The sequence below is a fragment of the Sporosarcina sp. QA0331 genome (assembly GCF_055808055.1).
The window spans coordinates 3863523-3884436 of record NZ_CM147850.1; the positions used below are offsets into that span (position 1 = coordinate 3863523).

Annotated in this window: 16 protein-coding genes; 9 read left to right on the forward strand and 7 right to left on the reverse strand. The window is 44.5% G+C overall.

The genetic code is table 11. The features are described from left to right. Positions 1-185: 185 nt before the first annotated feature. Positions 186-1805, reverse strand: a complete 1620-nt coding sequence (locus AC0L13_RS19690) for a M20/M25/M40 family metallo-hydrolase (protein WP_473642424.1) — start codon at positions 1803-1805, stop codon at positions 186-188. Positions 1806-2158: 353 nt separating this feature from the next. Here AC0L13_RS19690 and AC0L13_RS19695 point away from each other — a divergent pair, with 353 nt between their 5' ends. Further along, positions 2159-4582 carry a sensor domain-containing protein gene (locus AC0L13_RS19695; RefSeq protein ID WP_473642425.1) on the forward strand — a complete coding sequence of 808 codons (2424 nt, stop codon included), beginning with the start codon at positions 2159-2161 and terminating at the stop codon, positions 4580-4582. Positions 4583-4820: 238 nt separating this feature from the next. Next, complete coding sequence (locus tag AC0L13_RS19700; RefSeq protein ID WP_473642426.1) at positions 4821-6761, forward strand: GTP-binding protein; 1941 nt, start codon at positions 4821-4823, stop codon at positions 6759-6761. A 194-nt stretch (positions 6762-6955) separates the two neighbouring features. On the opposite strand, the gene AC0L13_RS19705 is transcribed toward AC0L13_RS19700, so the two are convergent. Both AC0L13_RS19705 and AC0L13_RS19710 read right to left on the reverse strand, forming a co-directional pair. Further along, positions 6956-7564: a class I SAM-dependent methyltransferase gene (locus AC0L13_RS19705; protein WP_473642427.1), complete on the reverse strand. Its 609-nt coding sequence runs from the start codon at positions 7562-7564 to the stop codon at positions 6956-6958. Between the two features lie 269 nt (positions 7565-7833). Further along, positions 7834-10896, reverse strand: a complete 3063-nt coding sequence (locus tag AC0L13_RS19710) for an efflux RND transporter permease subunit (protein WP_473642428.1) — start codon at positions 10894-10896, stop codon at positions 7834-7836. Between the two features lie 356 nt (positions 10897-11252). Here AC0L13_RS19710 and AC0L13_RS19715 point away from each other — a divergent pair, with 356 nt between their 5' ends. The 6 genes from AC0L13_RS19715 (at position 11253) to AC0L13_RS19740 (ending at position 16147) form a co-directional block, all read left to right on the forward strand. Next, a complete protein-coding gene (locus AC0L13_RS19715) occupies positions 11253-12188 on the forward strand; it encodes a metal ABC transporter solute-binding protein, Zn/Mn family (protein ID WP_473647162.1) in 936 nt (311 codons plus the stop codon). Beyond that, positions 12189-12920 carry a metal ABC transporter ATP-binding protein gene (locus AC0L13_RS19720; protein WP_473642429.1) on the forward strand — a complete coding sequence of 244 codons (732 nt, stop codon included), beginning with the start codon at positions 12189-12191 and terminating at the stop codon, positions 12918-12920. Between the two features lie 2 nt (positions 12921-12922). After that, complete coding sequence (locus tag AC0L13_RS19725) at positions 12923-13849, forward strand: metal ABC transporter permease (RefSeq protein WP_473647165.1); 927 nt, start codon at positions 12923-12925, stop codon at positions 13847-13849. Between the two features lies 1 nt (position 13850). Continuing rightward, complete coding sequence (locus tag AC0L13_RS19730; protein WP_473642430.1) at positions 13851-14726, forward strand: metal ABC transporter permease; 876 nt, start codon at positions 13851-13853, stop codon at positions 14724-14726. 140 nt (positions 14727-14866) lie between these two features. Further along, entirely contained in the window at positions 14867-15727 is an 861-nt protein-coding gene (locus AC0L13_RS19735; protein ID WP_473642431.1) for a helix-turn-helix domain-containing protein, read from the forward strand. A 45-nt stretch (positions 15728-15772) separates the two neighbouring features. Further along, entirely contained in the window at positions 15773-16147 is a 375-nt protein-coding gene (locus tag AC0L13_RS19740) for a VOC family protein (RefSeq protein WP_473642432.1), read from the forward strand. 42 nt (positions 16148-16189) lie between these two features. Here AC0L13_RS19740 and AC0L13_RS19745 read toward each other — a convergent pair whose 3' ends face one another. From AC0L13_RS19745 to AC0L13_RS19760, 4 genes are all read right to left on the reverse strand, one after another. Beyond that, positions 16190-17374, reverse strand: a complete 1185-nt coding sequence (locus AC0L13_RS19745; protein ID WP_473642433.1) for an MFS transporter — start codon at positions 17372-17374, stop codon at positions 16190-16192. Positions 17375-17386: 12 nt separating this feature from the next. Next, the gene (locus AC0L13_RS19750; protein ID WP_473642434.1) at positions 17387-17755 is read right to left on the reverse strand and encodes a MarR family winged helix-turn-helix transcriptional regulator; all 369 of its coding nucleotides are present in this window, start codon (positions 17753-17755) and stop codon (positions 17387-17389) included. Positions 17756-17986: 231 nt separating this feature from the next. Continuing rightward, entirely contained in the window at positions 17987-19627 is a 1641-nt protein-coding gene (locus AC0L13_RS19755; RefSeq protein WP_473642435.1) for a hypothetical protein, read from the reverse strand. Then, positions 19620-20417, reverse strand: coding sequence for an ABC transporter ATP-binding protein (locus tag AC0L13_RS19760; RefSeq protein WP_473642436.1), 798 nt, complete (start codon positions 20415-20417; stop codon positions 19620-19622). Before AC0L13_RS19760 ends, AC0L13_RS19755 begins: the two co-directional genes overlap by 8 nt. 142 nt (positions 20418-20559) lie before the next feature. On the opposite strand from AC0L13_RS19760, the gene AC0L13_RS19765 reads away from it, so the two are divergent. Next, a complete protein-coding gene (locus tag AC0L13_RS19765; RefSeq protein ID WP_473642437.1) occupies positions 20560-20820 on the forward strand; it encodes a DUF2188 domain-containing protein in 261 nt (86 codons plus the stop codon). The last annotated feature ends 94 nt before the right edge of the window (positions 20821-20914 follow it).

The following is a 20914-nucleotide window of genomic DNA, read 5'->3' on the forward strand; positions in this document are numbered from 1 at the left end:
TCCGTCTTTGTATACCTTCCCTTTCCCAACATCCCACCCCTTTCGTAATCTTCGAAACTATGTTTATACCATTAGTGTACAACTATTAAACGGCAAACAGTAGTGAAGAATGAATCTTTTACAACATCTCAACAAAATTACGAAAAGAGCCAACTCATTTCTGATCGAGTTGACCCTTTTGGAACTTATGCCTTTATCGTCACAAACATGCTTTCAATGACTTTCTCCAACACCCGCGGAGTATAAATGAATGCGCTCTTTTTGTGCAGTCGTTCGGTTAACTTATGAGCATCTTTGCCGAACGGGCCAATATTCAATACTGGCGCCTGAAGCTGCTGCATTTCCGTGAATGGGATGCTATATGTCTCTCCCCATACAGGTGTGTTCTGTTTATACGATTGCCATCCTGCATCCGCTGCATCGTAATTCACATAACTGAGATCCGAGATTCCATTGAAATAATGCACTTGCTTTGCTTCTACACGAAATTCATCCTGTAAAATCTTTTGCGCAAGAGCAACCTTTTCTTGAACGAGCTTATTATCGGATGAATTAACGGCAGGGTAATATGGCGGCGCATAGAATAAGACGACAGCTGGCGCCAATTCCTGACAATGCAGCAATAAACGATCGCTAATGAGCATGGACATTTTCCGTTCATCGAGCGACTCATCCTTCATAACGGTTTCAAGAATCCTTTGAACTTCCGCATCTCCAATTTTTTCAGTAGCATACTTGAGCAGTTCCTGATATTCCAACACGTTAATGTCCCGGATCGGTTGGACGCCTTCACGTTCGCAAACCTTCCGATAATTCTTTGAGCATTCCGCCATCGCCTTAACGGCGGTTTCTTTGAATATCTTCATAATATCGTCAGCATTTTGCCGCATTACAAAAACATTGAACAAAGCTGCGCTATGATGGGACGTTTGTGTCGAATAATCCTCTTTTAAATCCAGTTGCTGCAAACAAACCGGCAAAGGCGTCTTCTCCCCATACAGCTCTTCCATGAAATTAGGATTGAACTCCATTGCCCTCGTCAAATAAGATGCCATATAATGGCTTGTCATACCGTTTAAAGGCTCGCCAGCATGTGTCTCTCTTCCGTAAAACAAAGCAGAAGGCATGATCTTCCCGATTGATCCTGAGTAAATATAATAATTCGGATCCTGAGGTGTTTGTGAAAAGGACGGCTCGCTGTTTAAGAACAGTTCATATTCCAAACTATAAGTTTCCCCCAGTTCCGCCAACCCTTTTACAGCGTCCCTCATCCCGGAAGAATTCACTTCTTCGTCAGGCACCGTCAATAAAAGGAGATTAATCGGCCAATTTTCATTACTTGCCCTCTCCAATAAATGCAGATGCAAAGCAAGACCCATTTTCATATCCATCGTTCCGCGGCCAAAAAGATATTCATCTGAAGCCAAGTCCTTTTGGGCATCTTCCGGCAACTCGGTCATCCACTTTTTCAATTCCTCCGTCAGCTGTTTCGGCTGAAAAGCGAGATCCTTAAGACCCGCGCCAAATTCCTCCGTGTGGACGGTGTCAAAGTGGCTGAGCAACACGATTGTTTTATTCGTCACTCCACTGGTGTAAAGGGCTGTCACTGCATTTCTCCCTTTACCTGCGTTGTGGAAATGGATTTGCGAGCTGTTGTCTTGGAAATACTGTAATTCCAATAACTTTTTAAGCATCCTAGTTGAAAACTCGATTTCCCCCATCGTTCCCGTTCGGCTGTCCCAACTGACCAATTCACATAATAAATCCTCAAGTTGTTCAGGTTGATTCCACTTCAAGTTTCCCATTTGAGTACCCCCTTTTACTGCTGAACTTTGTATTTCTATCCAATGTTTTAGAATACGACGACATAAATTAAAAGTCAATTCCATTTAGTTGGAATGATGAAACATTTCAGTTTGAACGCAACTATTAAATGAAGAATAGTTAAACAATTGTTTTAATAAAAAAACTTATAAGAAACTAGTTAATGTAGATTGCAGCTTTAGCGGATGGTATAATTAACGTGAAAATACACACTATTAAAATTGATTTTTTCATATCTCTTAATTGAGTATATTCCTGTTCACTGAGTCGGTGTATTACACAGAAATATTTCTTCGCTTTTTGCGTCGTTTTTGTATATAGAAAGGAATTGGAAATGGTGTTATCGAAACTAAGCTTCGCTTCCCTTATGTATTTCTTTGATAAAAAGTTCTGCATTTCAATTGCAGATAGAAACGCTCATTTTATTTATGTAAATAAGAACTTCTGTGAACTATCCGGCTACACTGAAGAGGAGTTGATTGGGAAAAGCTATAACATCGTCAATCCAGACTATGTACCCGAACGATTCAGGGAGGAAACGTTACAGTTTTTCACAAGCGGCGAAGCTTGGCAGAAAAACATCAGCGCCATTGCAAAGGATGGCTCGCCTTATTGGGTGAACGCCAATATTATTCCGATGTTGGACGAGTCTGGCGAGAACATTCAATTCCTATCAATAGATAGCGATATTACAGCCCGCGAACTGACAAAGGAAAAATACAAAGAAACATTGCAGAATCTGCATAACATTGAAAATGCGCTTGATTACTCATCGGTAGTAGCCATTACTGATGCGAAGGGTGTCATTACGTACGTCAATGAAAAATTTTGTGAGCTGTCTCAGTATTCGAGCGACGAATTGATCGGAAACACCCATCGGATCGTCAATTCAAATTTCCATCCAAAATCCTTCTTCAAAGAAATGTACGGAACGATTCAAAACGGCGACATCTGGCAAGGCGATGTTTGCAATCGTGCGAAAGACGGCTCCCTCTATTGGGTAAGCACGACAATTGTCCCTTTTCTTGATTCCGATGGAAAGCCTGAACAATACATTGCGATTCGCCACGATATTACCGCTCGAAAAAAAGCGGAGGAATCTTTGGAAATCGCTTTGCAGAACGATTTCCAAACGACCGTGAAAAACTTGCAAAATGCCATTTTCAAATATACGACTACCGAAGACGGTAAAATCGTCTTTACCCTTTTCGAGGGACAAATTAAAGAACGTGTTGGCATTACAGTGGAAAAATTGAATGCACAGGAAGTCATCCATTCATTCACCGAAGAAGAGCTTGAAGCATTTAAGAATTATTTACTTGCAGGGATGACTGGAGAAGTCGTCCAATTTGAGTTGACCTTCGACGACCTTTCCTTTCTCGTCTATTTGTCTCCGATTGCAAAAGACGGGAACATTGTCGAGGTTGTCGGCACCGCCATCGATATTTCTCAACGGATTGAAGCCGAAAAAGTCATTGAACATATGGCCTATTATGATTACTTGACCGGATTGCCGAACCGAAGAAATTTCCAAGAAAAATTGGTACGAAAAATTAAAAACGCAGGTGAAGATGAGTCTTTTGCCATCATGTTCCTTGACTTGGATCGATTCAAAAATGTCAACGACACGTTAGGGCACCATATTGGCGATCAGTTGCTCATCGCCGTCGGGGAAAGATTGCGTGATTGCGTTCAAAGCGAAGATGCGGTAGCTAGACTAAGCGGGGATGAATTTATCATTCTCATTGATTCTACAGACAATGAACGACTCGCATCCATCGCCTCACTAATTGTCGAGGACATTTCACAGCCTTTCTTTTTCAACAAGCAAGAGATCTTCGTTGCTCCAAGCATCGGAATCGCGTTGTATCCAAAGGACGGAGAGGATTATAGCACGTTATTTCGCAGTGCCGACACGGCCATGTATTTGGCAAAGGAGGCAGGCAAGGGCACTTTCCGGTTTTTCACGGAGGAACTTCAAGAAGAACTGATGGAGAAGACATTCTTTGAAATGGAGCTGCGGCAAGCATTGGAAAAAGGTCAGTTCCTCCTTCATTATCAGCCCCAATTCGACTTGAAAACCGGGCAGATCAAAGGGATGGAAGCGCTCGCCAGGTGGAAACACCCTGTTCGGGGCTATATCCCACCCTTGAAATTCATACCGATTGCGGAGGAGAATGGTTTCATTCTGCCACTCGGTGAATGGGTGTTGAAAACGGCATGTACGCAGGCGAAAGCATGGCAGGAACAAGGATTTACTCCGTTAAGGATGAGTGTGAACGTATCCATGAGGCAATTCAACCAACCATCGTTCGTGGAAGACGTATTAAGGATTTTGAATGAAACCGGTCTGCATCCTTCGTACTTGAATTTAGAGATTACGGAAAGCATGATGTCCGATGTACAGCATTGCGAAGCCGTTTTGAAAGAACTTTTTAACGCAGGCATCACCGTGAGCGTCGATGACTTCGGAACAGGCTATTCGTCATTCCTCTATTTGAGTAAATTCCCGCTGTCCCATTTAAAGATCGATCAGGCGTTCATCGGCGAACTGAGCAAAAGCAATACAGCTATCGTAAAAGCGATTATCGACCTTGCGAAAAACTTGGAACTGAACGTCATTGCGGAAGGCGTGGAAACGGAAGAGCAAGGAGCTTTTCTGAAACAGCTCCGTTGCAATGAAGTGCAAGGCTATCTTTATTCCAAACCGCTTCCGCACGAAGAAATCGAGCAATTGCTGCAACAATCAGCACGATAACACGCACTCCGGCTTGGGGTGCGTTTTTTTTACTAGTTATAAATGGGGTTTTGCGCGGATTTGAAGGAGGCATGGCGCAATCTTGAGGAGTTATGAGCGACTTTGAAGAAGTTATGCTCATTCCGGAACTTTAGACCTTCACCATATTATTCCACGCTCCGATCATATCTTCCTTTTCTCCCCCGTTTATGACTAAAATAAAAGTTATATAATCCAGAAATGAAATCGAGGTGCACTTATGCAGAAAACAATTGGAATCGTCGCTCACGTGGATGCGGGTAAGACTACTTTTTCTGAACAGCTACTATTCCATACACATAGCATTCGCCAGCGGGGCCGTGTCGACCATCAAGACACTTTCCTCGATAGCCATGAAATCGAAAAGAACCGCGGCATTACTGTATTTGCAGACCAAGGAACATTCACGTTCAACGGCTCCCACTATACGCTCATCGATACGCCGGGACACGTCGATTTCTCACCTGAAATGGAAAGAGCCATCCAAGTGATGGATGCGGCCATCGTCATTATAAGCGCAGCGGACGGAGTGGAAGGTCATACCGAGACGGTTTGGCAATTATTGAAAAAGCACCAAATCCCGACATTTTTCTTTTTGAATAAAACCGATCGCGAAGGTGTGAATATACAGAACGTCGTGGATGAAATTCGCGGCAGCCTGTCACAGGACATCTTTGATTTGTCAGAAATAGAAGAGGACGACATGACTGAAAGCCTCATTGAATTCATTGCGGAACGTGACGAGGCACTGCTCGAACGCTATATGGATACCGGTTATGACAGCGAGACATGGCTGGAAGCTTTGAAACGGATGATTCAACATCGCGACGTCTTCCCTTATGGGCACGGCTCTGCCTTGAAGGATATCGGGGTGCTTGATTTCCTTGAAAAATTTGATCAGCTGACCGAGACAGATTATGCGAATGTAGGTGAATTTGCGGCGCGAGTTTATAAAGTTCGGCATGATGAAAACGGCCATCGGGTGACATTTTTGAAAGTGTTGCAAGGGGAATTGCACGTAAGGGATGACACGCAGTATGCCGGCAAGCAGGAGAAAATTACGCAGATCCGGCAATATAATGGAAAGAAATTTCATACGGTGGAAGCTGCCAATGCGGGAGAAATCGTCGCTGTAACAGGGCTTTCTGAGGCACGCGCAGGTGATCCGCTCGGTGCGCTCGTTGAGAAGGCGGTGTTTGACTTGATTCCAACGTTGAAATCGAAAGTGATTTTCGACCCTTCCATCCATGTGAAAGAAGTGCTGCGCTGCTTTAAAATGTTGGATGCTGAAGACCCTTCGTTGCGTGTCGTCTGGGATGAGCATGTCCAAGAAGTGCACGTCCACGTGATGGGAGTCATCCAGCTTGAAGTGCTGAAACAAATCGTGCGGGATCGATTCCAATTCGACGTGTCGTTTGGCGACCCGAAAATCCTATACAAGGAGACAATTCGCTCCGCCGTCAACGGCTATGGCCATTTTGAGCCACTGAAGCATTATGCGGAAGTTCATTTGAGGATTGAACCGGCCGAGCGAGACAGCGGCATTTCGTTCGAGAATGTATGCCATGCGAATGATTTGTCTGTTGGTAATCAAAACTTGATACGAAGTCATATTTTCGAACGGGCACATCATGGTTTATTGACTGGATCGGCGCTGACCGACGTAAAAATCACATTGCTGACAGGAAAAGGACATATTGAGCATACGTCCGGCGGAGACTTCAGGGAAGCGACATTCCGCGCATTGCGGCAAGGGTTGGAGAAAGCGGAAAACATCCTGCTCGAACCGGTTTATGACTTCAAAATAAAAGTCGGAATGGACCATATTGGCCGCGTCCTATCCGATATCCAGCAAGCATCAGGGAGTTTCGCGCCTCCTGAAACGATAGGCGAAACCACTGTCGTGACAGGCCGCGTCCCGGTTGCCACTTTCATGAATTACAGCACAGTCTTTGCCTCATTCACGAACGGCAAAGGAGCGCTCACTTTGCAATTCGGAGGCTATGACGAATGCCATAATCCGGAGGAAGTGATCGAGGCGAGCAGCTACAACAAGGATGCAGACCCCGAATACACATCCACGTCGATTTTTTGCGCGAAAGGGAAAGGATACCCTGTTCCGTGGCATGAGGCGGAGGCCGCGATGCATTTGTTGAAATAAGCTTGTGCGCGGCATCTTTCCGCGGCCATGGAATTAGCTTGTCGCGTTAAATGCCTTTGACAAATCAAGTATTTGTCTAGGTATAAAGTAACGAAATGACAATAACTCTTGGGAAATGATTGATAACTCCTTCGAATTGATCGATATCCACCGGGAAATGATCGATATCCTCTAGGAAATGAACGATAACTACCTTACTCACCCAATCGGTAGATTAAAAATCGTTCATTTTCATTTTTATCATAAAGACTATCGATTTTAATTTCCTTCCAAAGCTTAAATGGCGTCTGATTGTCCATATATTGCACATATTCCGCTGTCGGATAATAAAGGATGACGTCTATTGGGCGAACTACCCGTTCGACAGACAACAAAATGTTACTGATGACGGTCATAAATATTTGGATGGAAAATGGATTAAAGAAATAAAATGTATTCTCCGACGGATCGATTTCATACGTTTCTGCGAAGCACCGTTCAAAACGGATCGCCCCGCCACGGTGCTTCGCTTTATGTCGGTATCTTGCCAAGTTTTCAAGCGCGTCCTGATAGAGTTGCCCATTCATCTCAATCCCTGTCACCGATGCGCCAAAGCGATGATGGACGTAAAATGACACGCGTGCCTTGCCGCAGCCGAAATCGACAAAGCCGTCCGACTGATGCAGCTCATGCGTTTTGAACAGCTCATCCAACGCTTCGTAAGGTGTTGCTTCATAGCGGTTATAATGGGCTGACTGGCTTAACAACTCAAGCGTTCCAGCTGTTTTTATCCGAAGAAGGTTGTCATACTCCTTTTCATTCAATGAATTCACTCCCTTTCTTCATCGCCTCATTGTAGCTGTCTTCTTTGTGAGATGACAAGCGAAAAAACACGACCTCCATTGTTCACGAAGATCGTGTAAGACATTTATGCGTTTTTCCAGCCATTTATGAGCTTTTAATTACGTTTATGCGTCGTTCTGCGATATTATGCGTTAATAATTCATTTTATGCGTGTTTGGCACGCTTTATGCGCGAGTAATTCGATTTCTGCTCGTTTAGCACATTTTATGCGTTTCTGTCTTCCTCTATTTTATTTCACGGGTTCAACCACCCGTGCCGCCATGCGTTTCTTGCGTTTCGATGACGCCGCTTCCGCCACTTTCTCGGTCTTAGTAAACAAACGATAAACCGATGGAATGAGCAGCAGTGTGATGAACGTCGCAAACAGCAATCCGGAGATCAACACTGTTGCGAGCGGTGCCTGGTAATTGCCGGATACTCCTGATGCGAGTGCAAGCGGCAGCATTCCGCCTACCGTCGTCAATGTCGTCATGAAAATCGGGCGAATCCGGTTTTTGCCCGCTTCAACTAATGCATCTTCCATGGACATCCCTTCTCTACGAAGCTGGTTTGTCCGGTCGATTAAGAGAATCGCGTTGTTCAAAACGATGCCGATCAGCATGATGACACCCATCCCGGACAATAGATTCAATTCCATTTGCGTCACGAACAATCCGATAATGACACCGATAATCGCCATCGGAATGACAGACATGACGATAAGCGGATGCCCTAAATGATTGAATTGCACAGCCATCACAAAGTAGACGAGGAACAGTGCGATGCTTAACACTAAAATCATTTCCATCATCAGCTGCTGTTGCTGCTCGATATCACCGGCGACATCAATTGCATAGCCTGCCGGCGTATCAAAATCCTTAATGACTTTTTGCACGTCGCGATTGATCGCTCCTAAATCTCTACCTTCAATATCCGAGGAAACAGAAATGAATCGTTCCTTGTCAATATGCGTGATTTCATTTGGCGTACGAACAGTTTCCAAGTCGATGAACATTGATAACTTCTGATCGCCTTCCATCGTCGGTATTTCTAAATCGAGCAGCCCTTGTGTGGAATCCGTTTTTTGATTCCAGCTGACTATGAGGGGAACATTCTCTCCATCGAGCGCCATTTGACCTACAGGCATAGTAATGAAAGACTGTTCAATGAATTGTTTTACCTGCAATTGTGTTAAGCCTGCATCCGAAATTGCTTTTTCTTTTAACACAATCGCCCTTTCTTCGGTAGTGCGTTCCATCGAATTTGTCACGCCAACGATTCCTTCAACTTTTCCAAGCTCTTTCATAAAGTCTTCAGCAATTGCTTGCATTTGGCCGAATTCTTCTCCTTTGACCATCACTTGTACGGGCGCACCGCTAATTTCGGACATCGCTACTTGCACAGTTCGTATCGGTTCGGTATCTTGAAATTCCCGAAGCGATCGTAAAATCTGTTCATTTACTTCCTTTTGCTCGTGAATGACGTCATCACCTTTTGTCATATTGACGATGACAAACAGTTCATTCCCGCTACTATCCAAGACATAACTGGACTCAACATCTTCAATGCCTGCCAGTCTTTCATTCATCAGTTGTGCAAGCCGCTCTTTTTCAAAACGCTCCACCCCTGTTTCCAATGCTACAACGATTTCACTATACCGATTAAAGACATCCGGCATGACGGTCATCGGGATTTTATTCACAAGGAGAAGTGAACCGCCAAACAGTCCGAAAAAGAGTGCGACGACGAGAAGACACCGACGCCTTTTCGCAACAATCCACGAAACGATCAAATTGTACCCTTTGCTGAAACGGCTCTCTTTCCTAGCGTCACGGATGCCCCGATAACTAAGAAAATTCTCAGAAAGCGCAGGGATGAGCGTAAATGCGACGAGCACTGAGCTGATCAATGTAATCGACACTACAATCGCAAGGATGATCATGAACTCACCAAGCCCGCCGCCAATAAAACCGATCGGCAAGAATACGACGATCGTCGTCAGCATCGAGGCGAATACAGCACCCGCCACCTCCTTCGTTCCCGCAAGCACCGCTTCAAATTTCGCAAGTCCAAGCTCCCGTTTCCGGTAAATCGATTCTAAAATGACAATCGATGAGTCCACCATCATTCCGACACCGAGACCTAGACCGATAAGCGTCAGCATATTGAGACTGTATCCGAGCACGTATACTGTCAAAAAGGTCAGCAACACCGAAGTCGGGATGGAAACCGCAATAATGAGCATAGCGCGGATATTTCTGAGGAATAAAAGCAGAATTGCAATCGCCACTGCGCTACCAATCAGTATATTGACGACCACACCGTCGATCGATTCTTGTACGATATCTGCTTGCGCTACCATTTCATTTAACGTAAAGCCTTCCACGAGTCCTTCCTCGCGTATTTTCTGAATCTCTTCACGGACGGCTTTTGCCATGTCAATCTGCGTGACATTTGCTGCCCGCCCCACTTGAATGAACACCAATTCGTTCGTCCCGTTCTTCCATACGAATGATGACTGTTCACGGGTCTCTACCGTTACATTGGCAATGTCATTCAATTGGACAAACCCTTCCGCTGTCGGAATTTCAATACGTTTCACTCCCTCAACATCTGCAAGTTTCGAATTCCAACGGAGGAGTGATCCGTTCTCGCCATCCTGCAATTCGCCAAGTGTCGCTTCCGAATTCGCTTGTGCAATGAACCCCGCGACTTGTGAAATATCTAACCCATGCTTTTTCATTTCATCCCGATTGAATGCAATGGACACTTCTTGCTCAGACACACCAGACAGATTGACATCTTGAACTTCCTTTAAGCTTTCAAGCCTCGGTTCAAGCACATCCTTAGCGAACGCGGTCATCGTTTGAAGATCATCGCCTGATAGATCCATGAAAAATTCATAGCCTTGCCGGACGCCATATTGACTTGCCATAGCTTCCCGTATTTCAGGATGCTCGGCTTTGGTTTCATTCACCGCCGTCTCTACTTCTTTCATGACCTTTTCACTTTGTCCTCTGGCAATCGTTATATCAATGGCACTGCTTCCAACCGCCGTTGTCGACCTGATTTCCTCAACACCTTCGATTCCTTCCAGCCTCTGTTCGAGAGGCGATGTTATAGTTTGTTCCACGTCAATCGCTGCCATATCCCCTGCGTCGATCATTACATATGCGCCATCCATTCCAACCGAAGGCATAATTTCCTTATCCAGTTTAGCAACCGCAAAGCTCCCCAAAGCTACAACTAATACGGTCAATAAACCGACCAATACCTTCTTTTTTACAATAAACTCCAATACTTTCACAACCATTCCCCTTTCCTTCCTGCTCCATTGATCATTAGCTTAACAAGATTTCCCAATCCCTATAACAAGCCCCAGTCGGATTCTCCCTAAGACTTTTGATGTAGTTTTCGGATAAATAATAATTTTGAACAATGGTATTGACAAACGGAGAACTTTGAATTACTTTTAACAGAGAAATAGTTTCCCTCGGGAAACTTTGTGGACGTTTGTGAATACTATTTCTATGAGACCATTTTGAATGGAAGTGGCTTGATAGTTTCAGGGAGAAGTTAGTACTTCATTTTTTTACCCAAAATGTTGCACAAGGGAAACTTTATTTTTCATTTACATTAACTGTACAGGAGGAATTTGAATTGAAGAAAATGAGAAAAGGCATCGTACTAGCAGGACTATTATCATCCCTTCTAGTTTTCGCCGCATGTTCCGATGGAGAGAAAGACGATGGCAATGCAGATGGGAAAATCGATGTCGTGACGACAATCGCACAAATCGCTGAACCGATATCCTTCATCGGCGGCGATCATGTTGCGGTGGAAAGTTTAATGGGGCCTGGTGTCGATCCCCATTTATACAAAGCTACTCAAGGAGATATAAAGAAATTGGAAGGCAGTGATATTGTCTTCTACAGCGGACTCAATCTTGAAGGGAATATGACAGAAGCATTTACGAGAATCGGCAGCAAAAAGCCTGTGCTCGGCATTTCCGAATCCATTCCAACAGAAAAGTTATTAAAAGATGACGATGGTGCCATCGATCCACATGTTTGGTTTGATATCGAATTATGGAAAACCTCTCTCGAAGCCGCAACTGAAGAGTTGAAGAAATTTGCTCCAGAATATGCTGATGAATTTGAAACTAACAAAGAGTCCTATTTTAAAGAGCTTGATGAGCTCCTTGCAGAATCAAAAGATAAACTCGCGCAAATTCCTGAAGGTAAGCGTGTATTGGTAACGGCTCATGACGCCTTCGGTTATTTCGGGCGCGCGTACAATATCGAAGTAGTCGGTTTGCAAGGATTGAGTACGGAAGATGAAATTGGGATTACGGATATCGACGATACGATCAATATACTGATGGACTATAAAATTCCCGCTGTTTTCGTGGAAAGCAGCATTAACCAGAACTCTATCAAAGCTGTAATCGAAGGAGCCGGAAAACAAGGGCTTGATGTGAAGTTGGGCGGCGAGCTGTATTCTGACGCTATGGGAGACGCAGGTACGGAAGAGGGGACGTACATTGGAATGTATAAACATAACGTAAATACGATCCATAAGGCACTCTTAGGGGAGGGGAATTAAATGTCTGTACTTACGGTTGAAAACCTTTCCGCAGCGTACCGGAAAAATAAAGTGCTTTATGATGTGGATTTCGACGTTCAACCTGGCTCATTGACCGGAATTGTCGGGCCGAATGGCGCCGGGAAATCGACTTTGCTAAAAGTGATGCTGAATTTACACCCTGCACTTTCGGGAAATGTGTCATTTTTCGGTTCCACCCTTGCGAAGACAAAATCAAGAATCGGCTACGTTCCCCAAAGAGGATCAGTCGATTGGGACTTCCCGACAAATGCCTTGGATGTCGTGCTAATGGGGCTGTACGGTAAGATTGGTTGGTTTAAATGGCCTTCCAAGCACGACAAGGAGCTCGCTATGGAATCACTCGCTCAAATGGGGATGGCGGATTATGCCGATCGACAAATCAGCCAGTTATCAGGAGGGCAGCAACAACGCGTTTTCTTGGCACGCGCGCTTGTCCAAAATGCGGATCTCTACTTCATGGATGAGCCGCTAGTCGGCGTAGATGCTGCTACGGAAACGGCTATCATGACTACGTTGAAGCGGTTAAAAGCCGCCGGCAAGACAGTCATGGTCGTTCATCATGATTTATTGACTGTTGAAGATTACTTCGACCACGTCATGCTTTTAAATAAAACCATTATAGAGTATGGAAAAACAGAGGAAATCTTTACAAAGGAGAATGTACAAAGAACATACGGCGGACGTTTACGCTGGTTGAAGGAGGTGCAATGACGATGTTTGATGTCTTTTTATCTCCGAATGCGCAATGGGTTTTATTCAGCACATTGATATTGGGAACGGCATCCGGAATGATTGGCTGCCTTGCCTATTGGAAGCGGCAAAGCCTTATGAGTGACGCATTATCACACGCAGCTTTGCCTGGTGTCGTGATTGCTTTCTCCATTATGGGTTACAAAAATTTACCTTTCATGATTGTAGGCGCAGCCATCAGTTCTTTCATCGGTGCATGGCTCATCCACTGGATCCGCTCGTCCAGCCGTGTGAAGGAAGATGCAGCGATGGGAATCATCCTATCCGTTTTCTTCGGTTTGGGCGTCATGCTTCTGACGGTTGTCAGTCGGAAAGGCGGCGGCAACCAAGCCGGTCTCGATAATTTCATTTTCGGGCAAGCGGCTTCCATGGTTCGAACAGACGTCTATACGATGTTGGTTGTTGCTTTAATCATTATCGCGGTCATCATTGTCGGATTCAAGGAATGGAAGCTGTTCCTGTTCGATGCAAACTTCGCAAAGGGACTCGGTCTTTCAACACGGCTTATGAACGGTGCTTATCTTTCGATGCTCGTGCTAGTCATTGTCATCGGTATTCAAGCGGTAGGAGTCATTCTAATGGCGGCATTGCTTATCATTCCGGTAGTGAGCGCACATTACTGGACACATTCATTCAAGCAGATGCTCATTCTTTCAGCTATTTTTGGCGGTGGTTCGGGCATGATCGGGACGTTGCTAAGCACAATGGGAAAAGGATGGCCAACTGGTCCGTTCATCGTCATCGCATCCGCTGCCATATTTACCATTTCGCTCATTTTTGGAGCGCAACGGGGATTATTGATCCGCGCAATCCAACTGAGGATGCAACGGAAATACCATGAAGTAGGAAATCACTCTATGGCTCGCCAAACTGTGAAGGAGGGTAAATAAATTGAGTTATGAAGGTTGGATTTTACTTACCGCTTCATTAGTCGGGTTGTCCTGTGGAATTATTGGCGTCTTCCTCATCCTCAGAAAGATGGCGATGATGGCCGATGCCATCAGTCACACAGTCCTATTAGGCATTGTCATGGCATATTTGATCACGCGTGAGTTAAGCGGCGTGCATATGTTGATCGGCGCGATTATCGCAGGCTTGCTGACAGCTGTTTTGGTACAGTTGCTACATTCGCTTGGCGTACAGCAAGATGCTTCCATTGGGGTTGTATTTACGACGTTGTTTGCTATTGGCGTTATTTTAATTGCAACAAAGACCGGAAATGTCCACTTAGACGTGCAGCATGCATTAATGGGAGAAATCACATTCGTTCCGTGGAATACGATGGAAGTCCCATTGATTGGCGAAATGCCGCAAGCTACATTCATATTGCTCATTGTATTGGCGATTGTTCTCGTCATGGTAGTCGCTTTCTATAAAGAGTGGAAAATTACGACGTTCGATGCCGCGCTAGCAGCAAGCCTCGGCATTCCAGTCATCCTCATGCATTATGTATTCATGACACTTGTGTCGATTACAACGGTCGCATCATTTGACGCAGTCGGCGCCATCATGGTTGTTGCCATGCTCATCACTCCTGCCGCAGCAGCTTATCTTTGGACCGATCGACTGTCCGTCATGATGTGCCTGAGCGCCCTATTCGGTGTCATATCTGCAATCGGCGGTTACTATATTGCCGTTTGGATCGACACATCCATATCGGGATCCATGGCATTTGCGACCGGTGTAGTATTTCTAATCAGCTTTATCGGATCTCCAAAACACGGCTACCTTGTACGATATATTCGGCCAGTGACAATTCAAGATTGAGACAGAAATATTTTTGGGCTATCGCAAAAGTAGATTTTTTCTGCGATAGCCCCTTTCCTTCCTCTTGCCTCAATCAAGCTATTAGACAAAGTATGAAAGTGGTATACTTTTGATTAGTCAGACAATACAGAGGTGAGGGAATGGAAGTAAAAGATTCATCCAATTTTATTTTGCATGCAAAAAGCAACGAATTCTACTGGGAAGGCATCGGACAGCTTTCCATAAAGACATTCTCGAATGGCAGAGCCCTTTACAAGACGGATAGGGGTTTCTTTGCGGTTGAAGAAAACCGATATCTTCTTCTGAATGAAGGACCGTATACCATCGGAATTGAAGAGAAACAGGATGTGGAATCATTTTGCATGTTTTTCGGTGATGGATTCGCAGAAGACATCTATCGGACAATGGATGCCTCAACGAATGAACTTCTGACTGATCCCTTTGAAAAGGCGGACCCCCTCTACTTTTTTGAAAGAACATATGAAATTAGCTCTTCTTTAGCTGCGCAAATCAATACGTTTAAAAAACATCACAAACAATCGGATGCTTGTTGGCAAGACGAGCAATTCCATCGAATTATGGAATCCTTGATAATGGAACAGGTAACGACTTTTCGTGAAGTTGAAGCGCTACAGGCTTTGCGCAAATCGACGCGTCAAGAACTGTTCCAACGCGTAACAACAGCCCACGAATATATACGCGCATTTTTTGCAGAGCCCCTACAATTAGCGGATATTGCAAAAGCTGCCTGTTTGTCACCAAATCATTTATTGCGCACTTATGCGCAAGTGTTCGGAAGGACTCCTCACCAGCATATTTCGGAGTTCCGGATTGAAAAAGCAAAAAAGCTGTTGGCAAATTTCGAACTCAATATGACGGATGTCGCATTTGAAATTGGATATTCAAACCCTGTTTCATTCAGCAAAATGTTCAAGCAGCATATAGGCATGTCACCTCTCCATTATCGGAAAAAGGTGATTTTGGATAAGAAATTCGATTAACAGTTATGTATGATGAAAGAAACAGACAAAAGGGAGAGATGTTACATGGGGACAATTACGAAAATCGGGCAAGTCGCTTTGCCTGCAACTGATATTGAGCGGGCTACCGCATTTTACAAAGACCGTTTAGGTTTGCAGCTTTTATTCACAACGGAAACAATGGCGTTTTTTGATTGCAACGGCGTACGCCTCTTCATAAGCCTTCCTGAAAAAGAGGAATTCGCCCATTCAAGCTCCGTCCTTTATTTTCACGTGGAAGATATTCAACAGGCCTATGAAGAGTACAAGGAAAAAGACATCGTTTTCATCGATGAACCGCATATGGTCGCAAAGATGGGACAAACGGAAACGTGGATGGCATTTTTCAAAGATACGGAAGATAATATGCATGCGTTGATGAGTGAAGTTGTTGTGGGATAAAAAAGGCTTTGGATTCCGTTACGGCATCCAAAGCCTTTCTATTTATGCATTATCCAATGTTTTTCTTTTACGGAACAAGTAAACGAAAGCCACAAGGGATAGCAAAATAACAATCGTCAATACTTCATACATACCCCGATAGCCGAGGCTTGGAACGACAACGCCTAAAAAGTAAGGCCCAAATCCGAGCCCGGAGTCGAGGAAGATATAGAACGTAGAGGTGGCAATGCCGAGCCGTTCAACGGATATCCCTTTCAGCGCAATCGCTTGAGCAACGGATTGGAAGTTTCCGTAGCCAAGCCCGAAAATGGCACCTGCAGCAAGCAGCATGATTCCGCTATGCGTCTGGCTCAACACAATCATACCAAATGCGAAGAGTACGAGCGAAGGGATGACGACAAACTTCGCTCCTTTTACGTCCAATAGCTTCCCAGAGAATGGACGGGACAGCAATACGACGATGGCATAGACGAGGAAAAAGAAACTTGCAGTTTGAACGAGGTTAATCTCCTTCGCGTAAAACGAAATGAATGACAGCACTCCCGAATAGGCTAGTGCTACGAATAACGTAATGATGGAAATCGGCATTGCTTTCTTTTCAATGAAATTGGATAAGTCAATCCATTTTTTCGCTACTTCCGGCTTGTTCAAAGCAGACGGCTTCACGGTTTCATTGACAAAGAAGAACATGACCAGCGTTACAATGCTTAATGAGAGGCAGAGGACAAACAGCATACGGAACGGATAATGCTGGCTCATGAAGATGCCGAAAAACGGCCCAATTGCTGTCGCCATTACGGTGCTCATGCTGAAATAGCCAATCCCTTCCCCTCTCCTCGACGCTGGGATCGCTTGTGCAATCATCGTGCCGGTAGCAGTTGACGCAATGCCAAGTCCGATTCCGTGAAATAGCCGGTTTGCAAGGAGCAACGGCATATTCGCTGATCCGAAATAAAAGGCGGTTGCAATCGTGGACACGAGAAGACCGATGAACAGCATCCTCTTGCCGCCGACTTTTCCAATCAAGCCTCCTGAAAAAATCCGTGCGATCAATGTTCCGATGATGAATATTCCCGAAACAAGCCCTGCCATGCTCGTCGAAGCCCCATATTGCTCAACCGCGAACGGTGCGATAGTTACTAATAATAAATACATTGCCAACATGAGAATAAAATTGATGATTGATATTGTTATGAAGTCCTTTGTCCATAGTTTTTGTTCTTGCATATTTTCACTCTTTCATGATGATAGATTTTGGTGGGCGCGCGCCAATACGCTTATGGCCATTTCCACTTCTTCTTTCGAAGAACCTTTTAGAAGGTCCTCGTATAGAGATGCAAGCTGCTCCATGATGTCATGGCAAATAGCTTCTCCTGAACTTGTCAGCCGAATCCATTTTTCCCTCTTATCTTGTCCTGGCGTCGATTCCACATACTTCATTTCCCCAAGACGTTGGAGGATCTTCGTAATGCTCGGCTTTTCCACTTGCTGCTGGTGCGCAATTTCCGCCGGCGTCATCGCGCCTTCTTGCAAAAGCAGCTTCATGATCTGCCATTGGGAACTAAACAACCCATATTGGGCCAGTTTTGAATTGATTTGATTGAGCAATGGGCGATAAAGTTTGTAGTAATGCCCGAAGAAGTCTTGTTGTGTAATTTCGATGGTTCCCGCCCCCTCGCAAATAATAGTTAGTTAGGTTAATTAACTATATAATTATGGCATATAAATGGGAATCTGTAAAGTGGTTGGGTGGTTTCAGTGCGCTTTTAGCCCCGAAACGAAATACTCCTTCTGTCGTATTGGGACAAGAAGGAGTACCTTTTATTTCTATCAAAACTTTTATCTTCGTACCAGCACATCACTCTTCATTGGAAACACCTTACGCCAGCCGATGAATATCGCTACGAGCAGAATTGCGATGTAAACGTAAATACCACCCGTTACAGCAATCGCTATTAGATGACCGATAACAAAAATTCCGGCCAACAACGTGACCAGCATTAGTTTTGCCGAGCCTTCCGATTGGGCAAACTCGAACGATTGAGTGAAAGGGAAAGAACCTGAATTTAGCCATTTATACGTAAGCAATGTCTGAAGGATCGCCCCTAACAATACAGCGAACAGATCAGGCACAATGCGCCATGAAAAAATTGCGATAAACGCAATCGACAGCAAGATGAAAATTGGCATATACAGCTTCACTAAAAATGCTTTTAACGTTCCGCTATAGGCTGCAGCAGGATGCTGAAGCGGAGTTGCCTTGAACAGCCAGCTTGCTTTATGGTTCACAGAAAACTGCATCGTATGGACGATGGTCGGAATCATCATATTGCCGAAATAGATGAGCAAGAACATTTTTCCCATGGAGATATCCGCCAACGTCCTCATTTGCAGTTCCGTAAAAATGAAGATAAACGGAAAGACGAGAGAAAAGCCAAGTGACGGATAAACTTTCAGCTTGAATTCCCGTTCCTGCTGCATCATTAAAGCGCCAAAACGGAAAAACGTCTTCTCTTCCCTGTTTCGGCAGCAAAGCTTCGCCCAAACATCTACCCACCAGCTCGATTTCTTCTTCCTATTTTTCGACTCGCTCATCAACTTATCCATATTGCGTTCAAACGAAGGCATGAGCCGCACGTAGATATACATGGAGATAATTGGTACTATCAAGGCGAGTGCTGATAACAAGATCAGCACATTTGAAAAATCTCGATTCAATAACAGCTCAAACGATGCACCAAACCACATCGGCGGCAAAAGCAGATGCCACCAGCTGAATGAATATGTCAAATCCAAGTCGACAAAATCGAAGGCGCGGATGACAATCTGATAGCCGACAATGACGCCTATGGACAGAAGGATTTGTACATAGTTGATAATATCTTTTAGCTTTTCGCCATCAAAGAAACGCAGGACCGCAAAATAGACGAGCGACGTAATGACAACAATGAAAAGCATTGTGAACAATAGTGCAGCAAGAAATAGAAGGGTAAACAATATTCCTTTCGTGAACAACCCAACAATGAGCGGTATGGCAATGAAGGCTCCAGTTATGAAAAACATATAGATCAATATATGGATGATTTTTGCAGAATTAATCGTCTTGCTGCTTACCGGTTTCGTCTGCAAAATCGTCTTATCCCTTACATCCAATAAGACTGACGAAAAGTCTGACACCATCGTCGTTGCCAAAATGAACATTGTGATGCCGAAAACGAGGCTCATTTGAAAAATATAGTGGTCACCCCCAAAAAAATAGAACGGTATAACCATGAGTCCATACAATCCATAGATCCATAAAGACTTCAGGAACTGATTGCCGTCCTTCTTCTTCTGCGCATTGAAAATGGTCGGCGTTCGCCTGCCATCCATCGTTAATTTCATGCGCAAAATGGTTTCCATTGCACCATAATCAATTCCTGCCTTTATGAAAATCCGTTTAAATCTAGAGAGGATCGCCAGCATCCGGAATTCATGCATCGGCAGTTCCATCCTCAACAATCGAGATGAAACGCTCCGCCCGACTTGCATGATCCGTAAACCCAGTCAGCTGATTGAAGATGCCGGAAAGAGACCCCTCTTCACTCATTTCCTGCAATTCCTCAAAGCTGCCATCCGCAACAACGGTTCCTTTGACAAGCAGTACAATCCGGTTGCTGATCTTCTCGACAACATCCATAATATGCGAGGAGTAAAAAATCGTTTTTCCTTGCGCCGCTAGTTGCGAGAGCATTTCACGGATGACCATCATGCTGTTCGCATCCAATCCGCTTAACGGTTCATCGAAAAACAACAGATCGGGATTATGCAGCAAACTTGAAATAATAAGCACCTTTTGCCGCATCCCTTTGGAGAAGGAAGAAAGCCGCGAGTGCATCACGTCACCCAGTTCAAATTCCATCATCAGTTTCTGCGCTTTTTCCTCCGCAAATGCACGGTCAAGTCCGTACAATTCTCCCGTGAACGCTAAATATTCCATTGCCGTCAAGTTATCGTACAGTTCCGCTTGCTCCGGCACGTAGCCGATTCTCTTTTTATAAGATGGATCTCCCGAAGCAATATCCTCGCCGAAGATGACTACTTGCCCCTCGTAATCTTGAATCATGCCAAGCATGATCTTCACGGTCGTACTTTTTCCGGCACCATTCGGACCGATATATCCGATAATCTGTCCTCGTTCCACTTCCAAGTTAACGCCATTTAACACGCGATGATTCCCGTATGTCATCGTGACATTCCGTAAAGATAACACCTTATTGGATGAATCCATATCGACACCCCCATTTCTATAAGTTTACCATTTAGTACCCAGAGAAGGCATACTATTCTATGATTTGCTGCTGTTTTGATTCCACCCAACAGGGTAATGGAAAGGTACAAGACTGAGAGATTTCAGTGAAGGAGGTTATTGCATGGCAAATGAGACGAAACGTGACCAGGATGAATATTTTGAGGATCGCGCAGGTACGGATGATGCAAGATTCCATGTCGTCCCTCATGATGAAAATGGTTGGGCTGTGAAAATGGAAGGCAACGATGAACCAGCCTATACAGCAGGTTCTCGAAATGATGCAATCGATGAAGCTAAACGGATGGCCAAGGAAGCCGGAACGATGGTTTATATTCATGGAGATGATGGGAAAATTGAGAAGCAGTTAGAATACGGAGAATAGGAAACGCCCAGAGATGCCAATCTCTGGGTGATTTTAATATGGTGTCCACTTATCTTCTAGCGGAATATCTATCGTCTTCAACGTAAATCGACAT

Excerpts from the sequence above, each read along its gene's own strand:
- AC0L13_RS19690 (WP_473642424.1), bottom strand. The coding sequence starts at position 1,805 with ATGGGAAACTTGAAGTGGAATCAACCTGAACAACTTGAGGATTTATTA.
- AC0L13_RS19695 (WP_473642425.1), top strand. The coding sequence starts at position 2,159 with ATGGTGTTATCGAAACTAAGCTTCGCTTCCCTTATGTATTTCTTTGAT.
- AC0L13_RS19700 (WP_473642426.1), top strand. The coding sequence starts at position 4,821 with ATGCAGAAAACAATTGGAATCGTCGCTCACGTGGATGCGGGTAAGACT.
- AC0L13_RS19710 (WP_473642428.1), bottom strand. The coding sequence starts at position 10,896 with ATGGTTGTGAAAGTATTGGAGTTTATTGTAAAAAAGAAGGTATTGGTC.
- AC0L13_RS19715 (WP_473647162.1), top strand. The coding sequence starts at position 11,253 with ATGAGAAAAGGCATCGTACTAGCAGGACTATTATCATCCCTTCTAGTT.
- AC0L13_RS19720 (WP_473642429.1), top strand. The coding sequence starts at position 12,189 with ATGTCTGTACTTACGGTTGAAAACCTTTCCGCAGCGTACCGGAAAAAT.
- AC0L13_RS19725 (WP_473647165.1), top strand. The coding sequence starts at position 12,923 with ATGTTTGATGTCTTTTTATCTCCGAATGCGCAATGGGTTTTATTCAGC.
- AC0L13_RS19735 (WP_473642431.1), top strand. The coding sequence starts at position 14,867 with ATGGAAGTAAAAGATTCATCCAATTTTATTTTGCATGCAAAAAGCAAC.
- AC0L13_RS19740 (WP_473642432.1), top strand. The coding sequence starts at position 15,773 with ATGGGGACAATTACGAAAATCGGGCAAGTCGCTTTGCCTGCAACTGAT.
- AC0L13_RS19745 (WP_473642433.1), bottom strand. The coding sequence starts at position 17,374 with ATGCAAGAACAAAAACTATGGACAAAGGACTTCATAACAATATCAATC.
- AC0L13_RS19755 (WP_473642435.1), bottom strand. The coding sequence starts at position 19,627 with ATGCATGAATTCCGGATGCTGGCGATCCTCTCTAGATTTAAACGGATT.
- AC0L13_RS19760 (WP_473642436.1), bottom strand. The coding sequence starts at position 20,417 with ATGGATTCATCCAATAAGGTGTTATCTTTACGGAATGTCACGATGACA.
- AC0L13_RS19765 (WP_473642437.1), top strand. The coding sequence starts at position 20,560 with ATGGCAAATGAGACGAAACGTGACCAGGATGAATATTTTGAGGATCGC.